The following is a 15,036-nucleotide window of genomic DNA, read 5'->3' on the forward strand; positions in this document are numbered from 1 at the left end:
TCAGACCAGATGGCCAAGATCGATATCTTTGTTCCCTGCTACAACTATGGGCGCTTTCTGCGAGCATGTGTAGACAGTGTTCTTGAGCAGTCGGTTCGCGACTTGAGAGTGCTCATCATCGACGATGCGTCGTCTGATGATTCCTTGTCGGTAGCCAAGGAGTTGGCGCAGGCCGATTCCCGCGTCAGCGTCATCGCGCACCCGGAGAACAGAGGTCACATCCGGACGTACAATGAGGGCATTGAATGGACCGCGGCCGACTATTGCTTGCTGCTGTCCGCGGATGACCTGCTGGTTGGCGGCGCCCTTGAGCGGGCCGTCGAAATCATGGACGCGAATCCGGACATCGTCCTAACATATGGGGATTGTATAGCATGGCATGATGATCTTCCGTTTCCGGTCATCGAACCAAGTCAGAAGTACACTTGGACGCGCCATGATCTCCTGGGTGAAATGTGCGCCACTTCGATGAATACCGTTCCAACGCCCACGGCAATTGTTCGAACGCGTGTTCAAAAGGCCATCGGAGGCTATCGGCCGTCGCTGCCGCACGCCGGCGATCTGGAAATGTGGCTACGCTTCGCGGCGAGTGGCTCGGTCGCCCGCATCAATGCGGTGCAGGCAATCTATCGAAAGCACTCTACCGCGATGTCCAACGCGTATTTTGCTGAGATGACATCTGACTACCGCCAGTGTCAACTCGCGTTCCAAAGCTTCTTCAATGAATATGAGGATCGTCTTGGTACCTCGCATGGCCTGAGGAAGATATCCAGTCGCGCGTTGGCCGAGCGAGTATTCCGCCACGGGACCGGCCTGCTGCGCCGGGGCCGTGTGAACGACGGCCTCCGCCTCATGCGCCAGGCTATGGCAATGGACCGCCGGCTGCGTTACCTTCCTCCGCTCTGGCGCGTGCTGAAGATCCCGGGCGCGGACGGCCGTCGATGGGCTATGTCCGTCATCAGAAGATTGCCGGTCGTGCCAGGGCGGTCGGCTGCAACATCGAAAATCTCGCTTCCGCCCGAGCGACACGGCGGCTGAGGTCGCGCAGATCTGGCGACCGGTTAAGCCGCTTGCGATGCTGTTCCTGCGGCTCGACCCCGCGTTAGAACTTCGACATGCGCCGAGCACAACCTGAACAGCAATCTCCGTGGGGATCAGCAGATCATCCTGCGATTGGCGTAGGCTGGTGGTCTGAGCCCCGCAAACTCCTCCAAGAATGGGTAGAGTCCGTCACCTCTGAGGAGATGGACCATGAAGCCAAGTCGGTTCACGGAAGAGCAGATCATCGGGATTTTGCGGGAGCAGGAGGCGGGTGTGGCGACGGCTGATGTCTGCCGCAAACACGGGATCTCGAGCGCAACATTCTACAAATGGAAGGCCAAGTACGGTGGCCTGGAGGTATCCGATGCCAAGCGGCTGAAGGCATTGGAGGACGAGAACGCCAAGCTGAAGAAGCTCCTGGCCGAGGCAATGCTCGACAACGCCATGCTCAAGGACGTTGCGTCAAAAAAATGGTGACGCCCGCCGCGAGGCGAGAGGCCGTCGCTCATCTGCGGACCAACTTCGAAGTGAGCGAACGGCGGGCGTGCAAAGCCTTGGGGGCAGATCGCGCATCGGTGCGCTATCGCAACGGGCGAGCCGATGATGCGGCCGTACGCGCCCGCCTGCGCGAGCTGGCGGCGATCCGCCGCCGGTTCGGCTACCGTCGTCTGCTGGTGCTGATGCGCCGCGAGGGGCTGGTCATGAACCACAAGAAGTTTCGACGTCTGTATCGCGAGGAACGGCTGCAAGTCCGCCGGCGTGGCGGCCGTAAACGGGCGCTCGGCAGCAGGGCGCCAATGGCGATCCCGCAAGGCGCCAACCAGCGCTGGAGTCTCGACTTTCTGTCGGATGCGTTCGCCGATGGCCGACGGTTCCGGATTCTGGCTGTGGTCGACGACTTCACTCGCGAATGCCTGGCGCTCGTCGCCGATACTTCGCTGTCGGGCCTGCGGGTCACACGCGAGCTCGATGTCATCATTGCCTGGCGCGGCCGGCCGGCGATGTGCCTGTCCGACAACGGCACTGAGCTGACCGGAATGGCCGTGCTGCGCTTCAGCCAAGAGAGGCAGATCGAGTGGCACTACATCGCGCCCGGCAAACCGACCCAGAATGCCTTCATCGAGAGCTTTAACGCCCGCCTGCGCGATGAACTTCTCAATGAGACGCTGTTCACTTCGCTCGCACAGGCGCGAGCCGTGCTGGCGGCCTGGAAAGACGACTACAACAACGCCCGGCCGCACAGCGCCCTGGGCAACCTCACGCCGACCGAATACGCCAAACGCAACGCTCTTGGGCCGCAACGGGACGGGACGCTGCGCTATGCCGAGGGCTCCGCGCCCCGCCCCGTTGCTTCACCGAGCCCCTTGGGCTCATATTCAACCGGGACTCTTTCCATTGCTGGATGAAGCGAGGGGCTCAGACCAGCGCCGTACGAGCGACCTCTATCGTTCTGATGACCGACTCTTCAACCCAGGCCTCGCGGGCAAACCAGTTGTGATTGGCCTGACAGACCGGACAAAGAGTAGAGTATTGCCGAAAAGTATTGCCGAAAAACTCGATGCTTCGCAGGAAAGTCTCACGATCGGATTTGATGCCGGTAGGAATTGTGCGACCGGTTTGCGGACACTTGACCATAATCATACCCACGCCAGCCTCCCTAGTACCCACTTTTCTTGGAACGTGAGTCGTGATTCAAGGTCGGGATGATACCCGAAGCAAGAGAAGTCCACCTTTCGAGGAAAGATCGCAAGGTGCTTGAGGCGTGCTGTCGCTCACCGGTGACGTTGCAGCGCGATTTGAAGCGGGCGCGGATAGTTCTGTTGGCGGCGGATGGGCGCAGCACCCGGTCGATCGCCAAGGAAGTTGGGGTCCAGCCGCGGATTGTCAGCCTTTGGCGGCATCGCTATGCCGACCATGGCCTTGAAGGGCTGCAAGACAAGCCGCGGCCTGGCAAGCAGCCGATCTATACGAAGACGACCGACAAGCGGATTCTGAAGCTGCTGGATAAGCCGCCACCGCAAGGGTTTGCGCGCTGGACCGGCCCCCTGCTGGCCGAGGCGCTGGGCGATGTCGATGTCCAATATGTCTGGCGGTTCCTGCGCAGCCACAAGATTGACCTGGTGGCTCGCAAGTCCTGGTGCGAGAGCAACGACCCGAACTTTACGGCCAAAGCCGCCGATGTTGTCGGCCTCTATGTCGCGCCGCCGGCGAAGGCCATTGTGCTGTGCGTGGACGAGAAGCCCTCGATCCAGGCTTTGGAGCGAGCGCAGGGTTATCTGAAGTTGCCCAATGGCCGCGCCTTGACCGGCCAAAGCCACGATTACAAGCGGCATGGCACCACAACATTGTTTGCGGCGCTCGAAGTCGCCACCGGAAAGATCATCGCGACCCATTCAAAACGCCGGCGCCGCGTCGAGTTTCTCGATTTCATGAACAGCGTCACCGCGACTTTTCCGAACCGCAAGCTTCACGTCATCCTCGACAACCTCAACACCCATAAAAAGAACGAGGACTGGCTCAAGGCCCAGAGCTGGCCCCGGTTGTTTGGACAGCGCCCCGCTGGATTTAAGTGGATTCCTGCCGGGTTATGCTGAACGCGGGGCTTTACGGTTTTGTCGTTGCGTCGGGAGGGCGTAGCCCGACCAGAGCGACGACAAAACCGTCGGCGACGGTCATGCGGCCATCACCATAGCTTGCGTGCCGAAGTAAGCCTCGTCGGGCGTGCGCCCGTCAAGGCTCGAGTGAGGGCGTCCCTGATTGTAGAAGGCCAGATACTTGGCAATTGACGCTCGCGCCTCGGACACGCTGTCGTAGGCGCGGAGATATACTTCTTCGTATTTGACCGTGCGCCAGAGCCGCTCGACAAACACGTTGTCGCGCCAGGCGCCCTTGCCGTCCATGCTGATGGCGATCTTCGCGTCCAGCAGCACATCGGTGAACTCGAGGCTGGTGAACTGGCTGCCCTGATCCGTGTTGAAAATCTCGGGCCTGCCGTGCTTCGCCAACGCCTCCTGGACCGCTTCGACGCAGAAGGCCGCCTCCATTGTGATCGAGACGCGATGGGCCAGGACCCGTCGGCTGAACACATCGACGACCGCCGCGAGATAGACGAAGCCACGCCGCATCGGAATGTAGGTGATGTCCATTGCCCACGCATGGTCGGGCCGCTCGATCTTCAATCCGCGCAACAGGTACGGGTAGATCTTGTGACCCGGAGCCGGCTTGCTCGTGTTCGGGCGACGATAGACCGCCTCGATCCCCATGCGCTTCATCAGCGTCGCGATGTGGCGGCGACCGGCGTATACGCCCTCCCGCCGCAGCAACGATCGCAGCATACGCGCTCCCGCGAAGGGATAATCGAGATGCAGCTCATCGAGCCGACGCATCAAGGCAAGGTCCTCGGCCGAAACTGGCCGAGGTTCATAGTAGACCGTGCTGCGAGCCAGCTTCAGGACCTTCGCCTGGCGCACGATAGAAAGATCATGATCGCGGTCGATCATCGCTTTGCGCTCAGCAGGCCCGCCTTGGTGAGCGCGCCGGACAAAAAATCGTTTTCCAACGCCAGCTCGCCGATCTTGGCATGTAACGCCTTCAAATCGACCGGCGTCTCGGCCGATGTCTTGTCATGCCCAAACACGCCGGCGGCGCCTTCCAGGAGCTGGTTTTTCCAGATCGTGATCTGGTTCGGATGAACATCAAACAGTTGCGCCAGCTCCGCCAGTGTCTTGTCGCCTTTGACCGCAGCCAAAGCAACCTTCGCCTTGAATGCCGGAGAATGCGTCCGGCGGCTCTTCTTCGTCATCTTCGCTCCTGATTCGCAGCAAGAATCCTCGCCGCTGTCAGGCAGAAAATCCACTCAAGCTACTGTCCGAATTTGCGGGGCCAGCTCTGCCCACCCCAACGTGCAATTTCATTTCACGCCGACAAGTGCGTCATGGCTCAATCAGGTCGAAGTATGGTTTTCCATCTTGCAGGGGCAGTCGCTCAGCGGCACCTCCTTCACGAGCCTCAAGCAGCTTCAGGAACACATCGATGCCTACGTCAACGCATACAACGTAAACGGTACGAGAGGCCCACGGAGCCACGGACTTGGTGCGGACGGCCTACGCACCGCGCTTGAAGCGTATAGGCATCCAGAACTGCCGGAGGGCCTCGACGGTTGCTGGAATGTTGCGCCAGGCGTTTTGGATGATGGGCTGCGTTCCCAGCGTGCGCCGGGCCGGGGGTAGCAAGGGTCGACCGGCGTCGTCGATGCAATGGACCAAGATCGGCCGCAGCATAAGGTGTTCGGTTCCATTCGGGGGGAGAAGCCGCGACCAGACGAGAAGCCGAAGCTTCATGACGGCGTAGAAGCCCATGCACCAGGGCTGCGGGTCGACTTCGCCGTCCGGTGATCGCACGAACAGCGGCTCGAAGCTCTCCGGTCTCGTCGACAGCGTCTCGCTGATAGCGTTGTGGCGCATCAGCGTGGCGGCGATTGCCGAGAACTCCTCGGTGTCGTGATTGAAGGCGTCGGGATCTACGCCGAGGAGCGGGCACACCCATTCCTCGGACGCCATCGAGACCGGCCCGGCGACGACCGCGGCCACCGCGCCATCGAGCATGGAGAGCGACGTCGCCCGCGGATGCCGAAGCGTCGGCGACCTGGCGCGCTTGCTGATCCATTGCCCGAGCCGTTCGAACGACATGGCATAGTCCGCCATCGTCGTCTTGCGTGCTTTTCGCGTTCCCCGCCCTTGCTTCGGCTTCGTCATGCCACGGCCCGCTTTTCGGCTTCGCGTGCGGCCTTCCAGTTCCAGGCCAGAAGTTCGTGAAGCTGGTTGGTCTTCGTGGCGCCGCTCACCATGCGATCGAGAACGTCGACGAGATACGCCTCGGGGTCGAGGCCATTCAATTTCGCTGTGTTAAGAAGCGAAGCGAGTATCGCCCAGGTCTCGCCCCCGCCTTCGTCACCACTGAACAACGAGTTCTTTTTTCCGATCGCAATTGGCCTGATCGATCGTTCGACCGTGTTGGTGTCCGGCTCGAGCCGCCCGTCATCCAGGAACGTCGTCAGGCCCTGCCAGCGTTCGAGCATGTAGTCGATCGCCTTGATGAGCGTCGAGCGGCGGGAGATCCCGTCCTTCACCGCGATCAGACGGGCCCTCAACGCCTCCATCAGCGGCTTCGTCTCGGCCTGTCGCGTCGCGCGGCGTTCCCCAGCATCGAGACCGCGGATCCTCTCCTCGATCGCGTAGACGGCCGCAATGCGCTCGATGACCTCCGCGGCGAAGGGTGAGTTCGTCGTCTTGTGCACCCTCACGAAGTTGCGGCGCGCGTGAACGAGACAATACGCCAGCTGGATCTGGCCCGACATCATCGCATCGCCCGCCAGCGAGGCGTAGGCGGCATAGCCGTCGACTTGCAGCACGCCTTCGAAGCCGGCTAACTGCGCCACGATCTCCTTTTTGCCGCGACCACCTGCGAACACGTAGGCGACCGCCGGCGGCGCCGGCCCCTTCCACGCCCGATCGTCCGTCGCGTGCGCCCAGAACTGGCAGATCCTCGTGCGGCCGCGTCCCGGATCGAGCACTGGCATCGGCGTCTCGTCGCAGAACAGCCGCTCGAAGCCGTGCATAGTCTTCAGTTGCAGATCGTAGAGGCCCCTGACCAGCCACGCCGCGCTCCCCATCCAGCGCGCCAGCGTCTGACGGTCGACGACGACACCCTGACCCGCCAGGATCTGCGTCTGGCGATAGAGCGTCGATTGCCAGGCATATTTGGCCGCGGCGATATGCGCGATCAGCGCCGTCGTTGCCATGCCGCCCTCGACGAGCCGCGCCGGTGCCGGGGCCTGGACAATCGGGCCCTCACAGGAGCGGCAGGCGTATTTTGGACGGATCGTGCGGAGCACGCGCAGCCACGCGGGAACCCGATCGAGCGCTTCGCTGCTCTCCTCGCCGATCCGATGCATCTGACCCGTGCAGCACGGGCACAGCGTGGACGCCGGCTCGATCACCCGCTCGACCCGAGGCAGATGCGCCGGCAGCGCGCCGATGTTGCGCTTCGCTTTGCGCCGCTCCGGCCGCGGCGCGTCCGGTTTGTCGTCATTGGCCGGGAGCTGTGAGCCGGCGGTCCGTTCCAGATCAAACGCGATCTGTTCGGCGCAGACGATCGCCGCGCGCTCCGATCGTGCGCCGAAGATCAGGCTCTTCAACGTGGCGATCTCTGCGCGCAGATCATCGTTCTCGCCTTCGAAAGCCAGCACCATCTCGGCAAGAGCCGCAGGGTCAGAGGGGAGATCTTCGGGGCGAAGCGCCATATCGCAGAGCTACACGAACGCACTCGCAATCGCCAGCAAAACAAGACGCTTCAGGCAACCTTCGTCGGCCGCTTCGTCACCTTCGGGACCACACGCGACCACTCCGCAAGACCTTCAATCAGCATCGCCAGTTGCGCCCCCGTCACCGGCATCGTACCCTCGCGAACAGGTGGCCAGGCAAAGCCCCCATTCTCCAGCCACTTCGTCGCTAGAACCATTCCCGAGCCGTCAAAAACCAGTAGCTTCAAACGATCCGATCGCTTCGATCGGAAGACATAAACGTCACCGCTGTAGGGCTTGCCGCCTAATCCCTCCGCTACCAGCGCGACAAGGCCATGAACGCCTTTACGAAAGTCAATCGGCTGCGTCGCGACGAACACACGGACCATTGGACCGAAAGAGATCATCGCGTCGATCTCACCGCCGCCAGCACGCGCTCCAGCGTCGCGGCGTCGACGCCGACGGGCACGCGCACCGTCGCGCCCGCGATCATCACCTCGATCCGCTCGGCCGGATCCGTCAGAACATGCGCCTTATCGATCGCGTTCGGCTGCGCCTCGACGGCGGCCTGGAGCCTGACTTGCACGAACTGCGGCGCTTCGCTCGACGCGAGCCGCGCCTGGCGCCGCCACACACTGAGCAGTCCCCGGTTCACCCCGTTGCGTCGAGCCACCTCGGAAATGCTCGTCTCCGGATCGGCACTCTCGGCCACGATCCGCGCCTTCTCCGCATCGCTCCAACTGCGCCGTCGCCTCTCCCCTGTGATCACCTCGATCCGCTGATAGGAGGCGGCATCATGCCCGTCTTGATGTCTGTCTTGATGCATGGAACGAGCGTCCCTCGCGTTGTCAAATCCACGCGCGAGTCTCGCTCATCCCGTCCACCTAAACGAGGTGGGGTCGTCGTACCGCTATCCATACAACGACAGAGCCGAGCCCTTCGTCTGGACCAAGAAAAAGGTCCGTCAACGCCGTTTCAAAGGCCGCCGTATCACTCAGCTCTGATTCCGGGTACTAGCCCGTCCTATTCGTGAGAGTGCGGCTTTTGGGCCCGATTGATGCGGCCGCACATCTTGTCTGACGAGGCGCATAGGATTGCCTTCGGCTTTTCGCCGCCTGACGACCGGTACTTTGCAACGCGCTTGAGGGATGGGTTGGGCGAACGGGGGCGGACGCCCCGCCGGTCAAGGACCGAGCGGCAGCAGCGCGCCGGGCAAGCCGCAGATCAGGTCGGCTTCGGGACATGCCGCGGCAAACGCAAGGCGAATGCGGCTCGTGGTCTCGACGACACGGGCGGCGATTTTCAAGAGCCGAAGACGCAGCGTCGCGAACTCGGCAGCGGCCAATTCCCGGGCTTTGGGAATGGCGTCGCGCACGGTCAGCATCAGCCAATAAGCGGCCGTATGGAGCACGAGACGGACCTGGTTGGCGAGCGCCGAACGGCAGCTGGTGCGATCGGAGGCGAGCTGCGTCTTATGCAGCTTGATCAGATTCTCGGCTTGGCCGCGCGCGCAATACAGGCTGTCGTAGATCCACTCGGCCGAGCCGACATCGAGGCTGGTGACGACGAAGCGGATGTCGAGGCCGAGCATCGTCGCCTCAATACGGGCGACAGTGCGCCGTTCGCGATCCCAGGACTTTGCCTTGTGGCGCGTCTCGGTATAGCCACGCAGAACCGGCAGGTTCTCGATGGCGCGTCGCGTGCGGATGTCGTCGGCGACCTCGTCGACTTTTCTGGCGAGAGGCTTGGTGCCGGACAGACCGAAGATGTAGTCGATGCCGTTGGTCTCGCACCACGCCATTGCCTCCGGCCGGGCATAGTGCCCGTCGCCACGGAACGTAATTTGCGTGTTGTGCCATCGCGTCCGGATATGCCGTACCAGGCGGCGCAGATGGGCACGCACCTCGACGCCGCCCGGCGTCTTGCCGGGCCGCAGCACGACGGCCACGGGCCGGCTCTTCTCCGTGTCGTAGACGTGGATCGGCAGGAAGCAGCGTTCGTCATAATGAGCGTTGAACAGCGAGAGCTGCTGATGGCCGTGGACGACGTCGCAGGTATCATCGATGTCGAGCGTGACGGATGCCGGCTCGCGCGGGTAGCTATCCATCCATGCGTCGACCAAAGTGTAGGTCAGCCGGATCACGTCGCGCAGGCGCGGAGCATTCTCCAGCCGCGACAGCGTCGGCTGGGAACACAAATCCCGGCCCGTGTCCGGTAGGCGACCGCAGGCCAGCTTGAATGCCGGATCGGACCTCAGATGATCGAGGTCGTCGGCGTCCTCGTAGCCGCAGCAGATCGCGAACATGCGAGCGCGGAACATATCGACCAGGCTGTGCACGACCCGCGTCGGATCGCGCCGATCCGGGAACACCCGGGCCAGATTGTCGGCCAAACCGAGACGCCGCTCGGCCATCGCCAGAAGCATCACGCCCCCGTTCGAGGTTAGGCGCCCACCATCGAAGGCAGCTGTGACTTTCTTGGCGTGAACGGCTGGAAACGAGAAGGGCGGAATCGTATCGTCGGTCATGGCGGGCGTGGCGTTCGCGGTTGGAGGTGATGGGGTTGGCTTCGCAACCGAATCCTACGCCGCATCAGCGCTTTACCCCTCAGGCGCACTCTTACGAATAAGACGGGTTAAGTTGAAGAAAGATTGAGTGACTCCCGATCATTTCTGTGCCGAAACGTGGAGTCGCGGTCGTGCCGCGTCCAAAGAAACCGGCGCGAGCGGCCTATTAGACGCGGTAGGTGCTCAGCCTCCGAAACGAGACTATCAAGCATGAAGAGATCGAGCGCGAGGCAGAGGTTTTATTTGTGTTGAATTCTTGCTTCTCGATAGTGGTCTGAAATCGTATCATCGGTCATGGCGGGCGTGGCGTTCGCGGTTGAAGGTGATGGGGTGGCTTCGCAACCGAATCCTACGCCGCATCAGCGCTTTACACCACGCTCGCCAGCCTCTCAGGCGCCCTCTCGCGAATAAGACGGGCTAGATGTGTGGTCGAATAAGGGGGACCGGTCGGCTGGAGTGCGCTCTCGTCGATGCGGGTTTACTTGGGGGGCATCGCACCTGGGGTCGCTGTCGAGCAAAGCGCAGCTTGCTCGTGACGGCGCTTCTCCAACCGACCGAATTCCTACTTTCGTGAATTGTGGCATACCGCCGGGCCTTGGCTCGGCAGTTCTGAATGATGTTCCGGACTCAACGTAAAGTCGCGGGTAAGCCGCAAACAAATATAAGGGCTCATCTTCAGGCTTCGAGCGAAATGCCCCGACAGCAGCGCAACCATTTTCCTTTTTGACAATCACTAGTTCGGCTCCCATTCGCGCAGCTTGCTAATATTCTCTCCCTACATTTAATGTGTAAATAGAAAAGCGCATTGTCGGTCCGATTTGCGACTCTCGTGGATATATTTTTACGCGACGGCCTGCGCGGAGTGGGCCGCAATCGAAAATGTCAGCGGGATATGGTAGGCTTCAGCTTCTCCATACTTGCGAAGGCAATTGCGGCGGTTGCGAGCTGTATTAGGCGGCCGCAACAGGTTCAAATATGAAACAAATTTTGATTGACGGTTAATTATATAAATCGCGTTTTAATTCCTGCCGATCACGTAAGCTCTGACTTTTTCAAGCTTCGTTCGGCTGGAGGAAACGATGTGGGAATTAAATCACAACAATTGCCTTGCCTCGGACGCGCCGCTGTTGGCTCAGATGCGCGCGGAATTGGCAGACATCGGCGAGAAGGAGCGCATTCTGAAAGAACGGAGTGCCGATCGCGAAGCTTATCGTTACCTTTTGGATGCTCATCGGTTGACCGTGAGAGAGGTTTTCTTGGCGAGCTGCTGTTGAACGTTGCGCCACAGGGAGGAGGCGAGGACGGCCAGCTGGCGGCATGACGGGCCGGATTGTCATTTTGAAACGAGCCCGATCGGGTGGCTTGCGCTCGGCTGAGCGAGAATTGCAGCGCCGCAGGTCGGGCTGGATCGAATCTCATAGTCGAGGCCTCCCCCTGTCGGCGGCCGCGACATAGCATCCACCCGTTGCCGCTTCGTCGGGCGAGACAGACCTTCGTACATTGGCTGGAGCCGTGCTGGAAAGATCGTCGCCAGAGATGGTGTTGAGACCGGCTCCAGATGCAGTGTTCGTGCTGCTGGATGGTCGATCAATGCTCTTCAGCGAAGTAGGACAGAAGATCTTCGAGTTGGACCAGGTAGCGGCATTCATCTGGTGCAAGCTGGCGCAAGGCGCCTTTCTGGAAGATGTCTATCAGGGGCTTGGGGCGCTAGGTATTGACGAGGATGCGTCACGCCAGTTCACGCGCCAGGTTGTAAATGTCTGGGCCGATCAAGCGTTACTCGAAGCCGACTGGCAAGTGCCGCTTGACTGTTCCTTTTCAGTGACCCTGGGTCGGCACAAAATAGGCGTCCGGACTGCAAATCGAGACCTCTTGAGACGGCTGCTTTCGGTATTCTGCGTCGCGGACCAGGGCGCGTGCGACAACGACCTTGTGATCGAGGCAACGATGCTGGACGAGCAAGTGTTTTTTCGCGGAGAGGATTCCAGAATCTCCAGGTGTGAAGTCGAAGCACTGGCGCCCACGATCAAAGCGCACATCAGCGAGCGGCTTATTCGAAGCGATCGCTGGGTCTTCTCCCTTCATGCAGCTTCTCTCGTGAGAAACGGTGCGGGCCTGCTGCTGTGCGGTCAGCCGGGAGCTGGAAAGTCGACCCTCACACTGCAGCTGGTGGAGGCCGGCTTTAGCTACGCCGGCGATGATGTTGCGCTGGTTGGAGCTGACGGAACCATCTGCGGAATTCCCTTTGCGCTCACAGTCAAGGAGGGATCGTGGGACTTGCTCTCCCGGCTGCATGGTGACAGGTATGACGCGACGCATTGCCGCTCCGACGGCGTTCAGGTGCGGTACATCCCCATTCCGAATGCGCAGAACCAATGCGTTTCCGCGAGCTGGATTGTCTTCTTGAACCGGGTCGCGAGCGGTCCGGACGAACTGACCGCGATAGACCAGTTGGATGCGATGAAGCGGCTCATCGAGAACGCATTTGCTGCTGACGGACGGCTATCGCAGGTCGGCTTTTTCGCCTTGAAGCGGATTGTCGCGGGCGCGCGATCATTTCAACTCACCTACTGCGAGTCTGTGGAAGCTCGGCGCCTGCTTATGGAATTGTGCGATGGTGAGGCATAGCAGCGCGCTCACGAGCCTCTGCAATTGCTTGCGAGCATGCCGCCCGTCGACGTCGAGTGGACGTCCGTAATCGGGCTCGCAAATCGGACTCTGACGACGCCGGCGCTCATCGACTTTGTCGAGAAATTTGCGCCGATGCTGCCGGAGGACGTCTGCGCCTATATTCGCCATATCCACCGCCGAAACGGGCTGCGCAATGACCGCCTCGCCGCTCAACTCGAAGAGGCCGTCGTTGCGCTGAACGGTCACGGCATTACGCCGATCCTACTGAAGGGGGCTTCGACACTGGCGACTGCGCCCGAGGCGCGAAGAGGCGTTCGGATAATGTCCGATCTGGATATCATGGTCATGCCAGACGAGGCCAGCACGGCAGTCGCCGCGCTATGTGGAATTGGTTACGATATTCATGACCAGACCCCTCCCGAAAGCCAGCGATGGCATGTCGATTTGAATCGCTCGCAGGATATCGGGTCCATCGACCTGCAGCAGGCGGCTCCAGGTCCTGCTTACCTCTACCAGAACTTGGGGGATGCGCTGAACCATTGTGTTCCTGCGCCCTTGGGACGGGCACGCGTATATATCCCCACGCCAACCTTCCAAGCGCTGATGTTGATCATCCATGATCAGTTTCAAGACTATGGTTATTGGCTCGGCGACCTCGACCTGCGGCACCTGGTTGAATTGCGCGATCTAAGCGATTCCGCCGAACCCGTCGATTGGGGGGAGCTTACCTCTCTTGTCTCGGGCGAATTCATGAAGAACGCGGTCGAAACCCAACTGATCGCTCTTGCCGAGCTACTCGGCGTCGATATTCCGATTGCGTTGCGTTGCCGGCAGATTTCCCGCCTGCAATTCGTGCGGCAGTTGATGCAAGCACGCTTTCCGGCCACACGCGTGCCTCTCCTGTCGATGAACCTTCTGGACCTCAGAAATTACCGCAGAGAAGCGAAGATCGTTTCGACAAAAACTGGCGCGAACCGACGGGGATTGTGGTCTGTGCCAAGAGCTAGCACCTTACAATTTCTTTTGAATGCGACGACCGCAGTTCGTGTGGGCAAGGTCTAAGGCGTGCGACGTCAGCGCTTTCGCGATTGAGGCGGCGGGTCGGTCGACCAAGCGGGTTTTCGATCCGTCGCCTGCTCGAGGCGAACTTCGCTGCTGGGAACCGCACGGCGATATTCCCGCAGAACTAGGAATGCTCTCGACCACCAGCATTCCGTTCGGACGATTCACCGTTCTCGGGGATCTTGAACTCTTCCAGTGTGTGGCCTGATTGCAGGGCGGCAACTAGCCAGCGGGGCTGCTTACCACGTCCCGACCAAGTCTCTGTTGGCTGGAGCGGATTGAAGTACTTCGGCACCACCTTCGGGTATTTGCGACGGGGCGGCTGGTCTGTTCCCGCCTCAGCCGCCCCGCTTTCACCTCCACCGAGTTGATCCGGCTGGTTGAGCTGCGCAAGACGCTTTTCTAGCTCCCGCTTTTCGGCGGTGATCTTTTCGGCGAGAATCTTTGTCAGCTCCTCGTGAAGGAGCCAAAGTTCCTCAAAGTCCATGGCTTCGAGATCTTGCCTTCGCATTAGCATTTCTCGACACCGTTCGACTGACCCGTCGATCCAGCTGTGGATTCCAACGAAGCCGGCCATGCATTCCAATTCGAAGCCGGCCGGGTATTCCGATCTGAAGCCGGCCACCCGTGGCGTCGTTCGCATGGGTCAATTTCATGATGTCGTCGAGGGCTGGGAAGGTCAAGAGACCGGTTGATCTTGAGCGGGTTGCTTCTGCTTCCTGAGGCTCTCTCCTTTGAGTTCGATGCGGTAGGCATTGTGGACGAGGCGATCGAGGATCGCGTCGGCGATGGTGGGGTTTCCGATGATTTCGTACCAGCGATCGACGGGCAGCTGGCTGGTGACGATGATCGAACGGGCTTCGTATCGATCCTCGACGATTTCGAGCAAATCACGGCGCTGGTCGGCGTCGAGAGGTTCTGGTCCCCAGTCGTCCAGGATCAGCAGATCAAGTCGTGCGATCGCCCGCAGCATCCTGGTATAGCGTCCGTCGGCGCGTCCCAGTGCGAGAGCGGCGAACAGACGCGGGACGCGATGGTAGGCAACGGCGAAGTCGTCCCGGCAGGCCTTGTGGCCGAGGGCGCAAGCAAGCCAACTCTTGCCGACGCCGCATGGCCCAGTGACGAGGAGATTATGCCTCGCTCGGATCCAGTCGCCGGCGGCGAGTTTTAGAAAGAGCGTGCGGTCGAGCCCGCGGATGGCACGGTAGTCGACATCCTCGACGCAAGCGGCATGACGTAGCTTGGCGGCGCGAGCTCTGCTCTCAAACCGCTTTTGCTGTCGCTGCGTTTTCTCCTGTTCCAGGAGCAGGGCCAGCCATTCGGCATGTTCGAGGCTGCGTGCTTCGGGCTGGGCATCAAGCTCCTTGAAGCCTTTGGCCATGCCGTGGAGACCGAGATTTTGCAGCAGGTCGAGCGTGGGATGGGTCAGCATGCT

Annotated in this window: 14 protein-coding genes and 2 pseudogenes; 8 read left to right on the forward strand and 8 right to left on the reverse strand. The window is 60.8% G+C overall.

Features of this window, described 5'->3' with window-relative positions:
• Positions 1–9: 9 nt before the first annotated feature.
• The 3 genes and pseudogenes from ABIF91_RS27195 to ABIF91_RS27205 form a co-directional block, all read left to right on the forward strand.
• Positions 10–1,038, forward strand: coding sequence for a glycosyltransferase (locus tag ABIF91_RS27195; protein WP_050995280.1), 1,029 nt, complete (start codon positions 10–12; stop codon positions 1,036–1,038).
• A 213-nt stretch (positions 1,039–1,251) separates the two neighbouring features.
• Positions 1,252–2,447, forward strand: a protein-coding gene (locus ABIF91_RS27200) for an IS3 family transposase (RefSeq protein ID WP_424578816.1) whose coding sequence is annotated in 2 segments (ribosomal slippage) — positions 1,252–1,500 and positions 1,503–2,447 — 1,194 coding nt in all. Because the reading frame shifts where the segments join, the coding sequence is not laid out codon by codon here.
• A gap of 297 nt (positions 2,448–2,744) precedes the next feature.
• Positions 2,745–3,566 (forward strand): annotated as a pseudogene (locus tag ABIF91_RS27205) (IS630-like element ISRj1 family transposase); the annotation flags it as partial.
• Positions 3,567–3,713: 147 nt separating this feature from the next.
• Here ABIF91_RS27205 and ABIF91_RS27210 read toward each other — a convergent pair.
• Positions 3,714–4,843, reverse strand: a protein-coding gene (locus tag ABIF91_RS27210; RefSeq protein WP_129557670.1) for an IS3-like element ISRj2 family transposase whose coding sequence is annotated in 2 segments (ribosomal slippage) — positions 3,714–4,591 and positions 4,591–4,843 — 1,131 coding nt in all. Because the reading frame shifts where the segments join, the coding sequence is not laid out codon by codon here.
• 88 nt (positions 4,844–4,931) lie between these two features.
• Here ABIF91_RS27210 and ABIF91_RS27215 point away from each other — a divergent pair.
• Positions 4,932–5,096: pseudogene (locus ABIF91_RS27215) on the forward strand (transposase); the annotation flags it as partial.
• A gap of 48 nt (positions 5,097–5,144) precedes the next feature.
• On the opposite strand, the gene ABIF91_RS27220 reads toward ABIF91_RS27215, so the two are convergent.
• The 4 genes from ABIF91_RS27220 to tnpA are packed head-to-tail and all read right to left on the reverse strand — an operon-like array spanning position 5,145 to position 8,168.
• Positions 5,145–5,795 (reverse strand): UPF0149 family protein, encoded by a 651-nt coding sequence (locus tag ABIF91_RS27220; protein WP_063712394.1) that lies wholly within the window; start codon positions 5,793–5,795, stop codon positions 5,145–5,147.
• Positions 5,792–7,342, reverse strand: coding sequence for an IS66 family transposase (tnpC, locus tag ABIF91_RS27225; protein WP_035681142.1), 1,551 nt, complete (start codon positions 7,340–7,342; stop codon positions 5,792–5,794). The genes ABIF91_RS27220 and tnpC overlap by 4 nt, the downstream gene beginning before the upstream one ends.
• 50 nt (positions 7,343–7,392) lie before the next feature.
• Positions 7,393–7,749, reverse strand: a complete 357-nt coding sequence (tnpB, locus tag ABIF91_RS27230; protein ID WP_018273742.1) for an IS66 family insertion sequence element accessory protein TnpB — start codon at positions 7,747–7,749, stop codon at positions 7,393–7,395.
• A complete protein-coding gene (gene tnpA, locus ABIF91_RS27235; RefSeq protein WP_424578819.1) occupies positions 7,746–8,168 on the reverse strand; it encodes an IS66-like element accessory protein TnpA in 423 nt (140 codons plus the stop codon). The genes tnpB and tnpA overlap by 4 nt, the downstream gene beginning before the upstream one ends.
• A 19-nt stretch (positions 8,169–8,187) precedes the next feature.
• Here tnpA and ABIF91_RS27240 point away from each other — a divergent pair, with 19 nt between their 5' ends.
• Positions 8,188–8,346 (forward strand): hypothetical protein, encoded by a 159-nt coding sequence (locus ABIF91_RS27240; protein WP_424579866.1) that lies wholly within the window; start codon positions 8,188–8,190, stop codon positions 8,344–8,346.
• 179 nt (positions 8,347–8,525) lie between these two features.
• Here the strand turns inward: ABIF91_RS27240 and ABIF91_RS27245 are convergent, their stop codons facing one another.
• On the reverse strand, positions 8,526–9,869 hold the full coding sequence (locus ABIF91_RS27245) for an IS1380-like element ISBdi2 family transposase (protein WP_060907906.1): 1,344 nt from the start codon (positions 9,867–9,869) through the stop codon (positions 8,526–8,528).
• Between the two features lie 1,118 nt (positions 9,870–10,987).
• Between ABIF91_RS27245 and ABIF91_RS27250 the strand changes: the two genes are divergently transcribed.
• The 3 genes from ABIF91_RS27250 (at position 10,988) to ABIF91_RS27260 (ending at position 13,601) form a co-directional block, all read left to right on the forward strand.
• The gene (locus ABIF91_RS27250) at positions 10,988–11,182 is read left to right on the forward strand and encodes a hypothetical protein (protein ID WP_424579488.1); all 195 of its coding nucleotides are present in this window, start codon (positions 10,988–10,990) and stop codon (positions 11,180–11,182) included.
• Between the two features lie 289 nt (positions 11,183–11,471).
• On the forward strand, positions 11,472–12,536 hold the full coding sequence (locus tag ABIF91_RS27255) for a serine/threonine protein kinase (RefSeq protein ID WP_245285590.1): 1,065 nt from the start codon (positions 11,472–11,474) through the stop codon (positions 12,534–12,536).
• Positions 12,537–12,572: 36 nt separating this feature from the next.
• Entirely contained in the window at positions 12,573–13,601 is a 1,029-nt protein-coding gene (locus tag ABIF91_RS27260; protein ID WP_051394054.1) for a nucleotidyltransferase family protein, read from the forward strand.
• A gap of 124 nt (positions 13,602–13,725) precedes the next feature.
• Here the strand turns inward: ABIF91_RS27260 and ABIF91_RS27265 are convergent, their stop codons facing one another.
• Positions 13,726–14,112 (reverse strand): H-NS family nucleoid-associated regulatory protein, encoded by a 387-nt coding sequence (locus tag ABIF91_RS27265; RefSeq protein WP_028182238.1) that lies wholly within the window; start codon positions 14,110–14,112, stop codon positions 13,726–13,728.
• Between the two features lie 168 nt (positions 14,113–14,280).
• A complete protein-coding gene (gene istB, locus ABIF91_RS27270) occupies positions 14,281–15,033 on the reverse strand; it encodes an IS21-like element helper ATPase IstB (protein WP_038943657.1) in 753 nt (250 codons plus the stop codon).
• Positions 15,034–15,036 lie beyond the last annotated feature (3 nt).

It is taken from the genome of Bradyrhizobium sp. USDA 241 (assembly GCF_049739505.1).
GTDB classification, from domain to species: Bacteria; Pseudomonadota; Alphaproteobacteria; order Rhizobiales; family Xanthobacteraceae; genus Bradyrhizobium; species Bradyrhizobium liaoningense.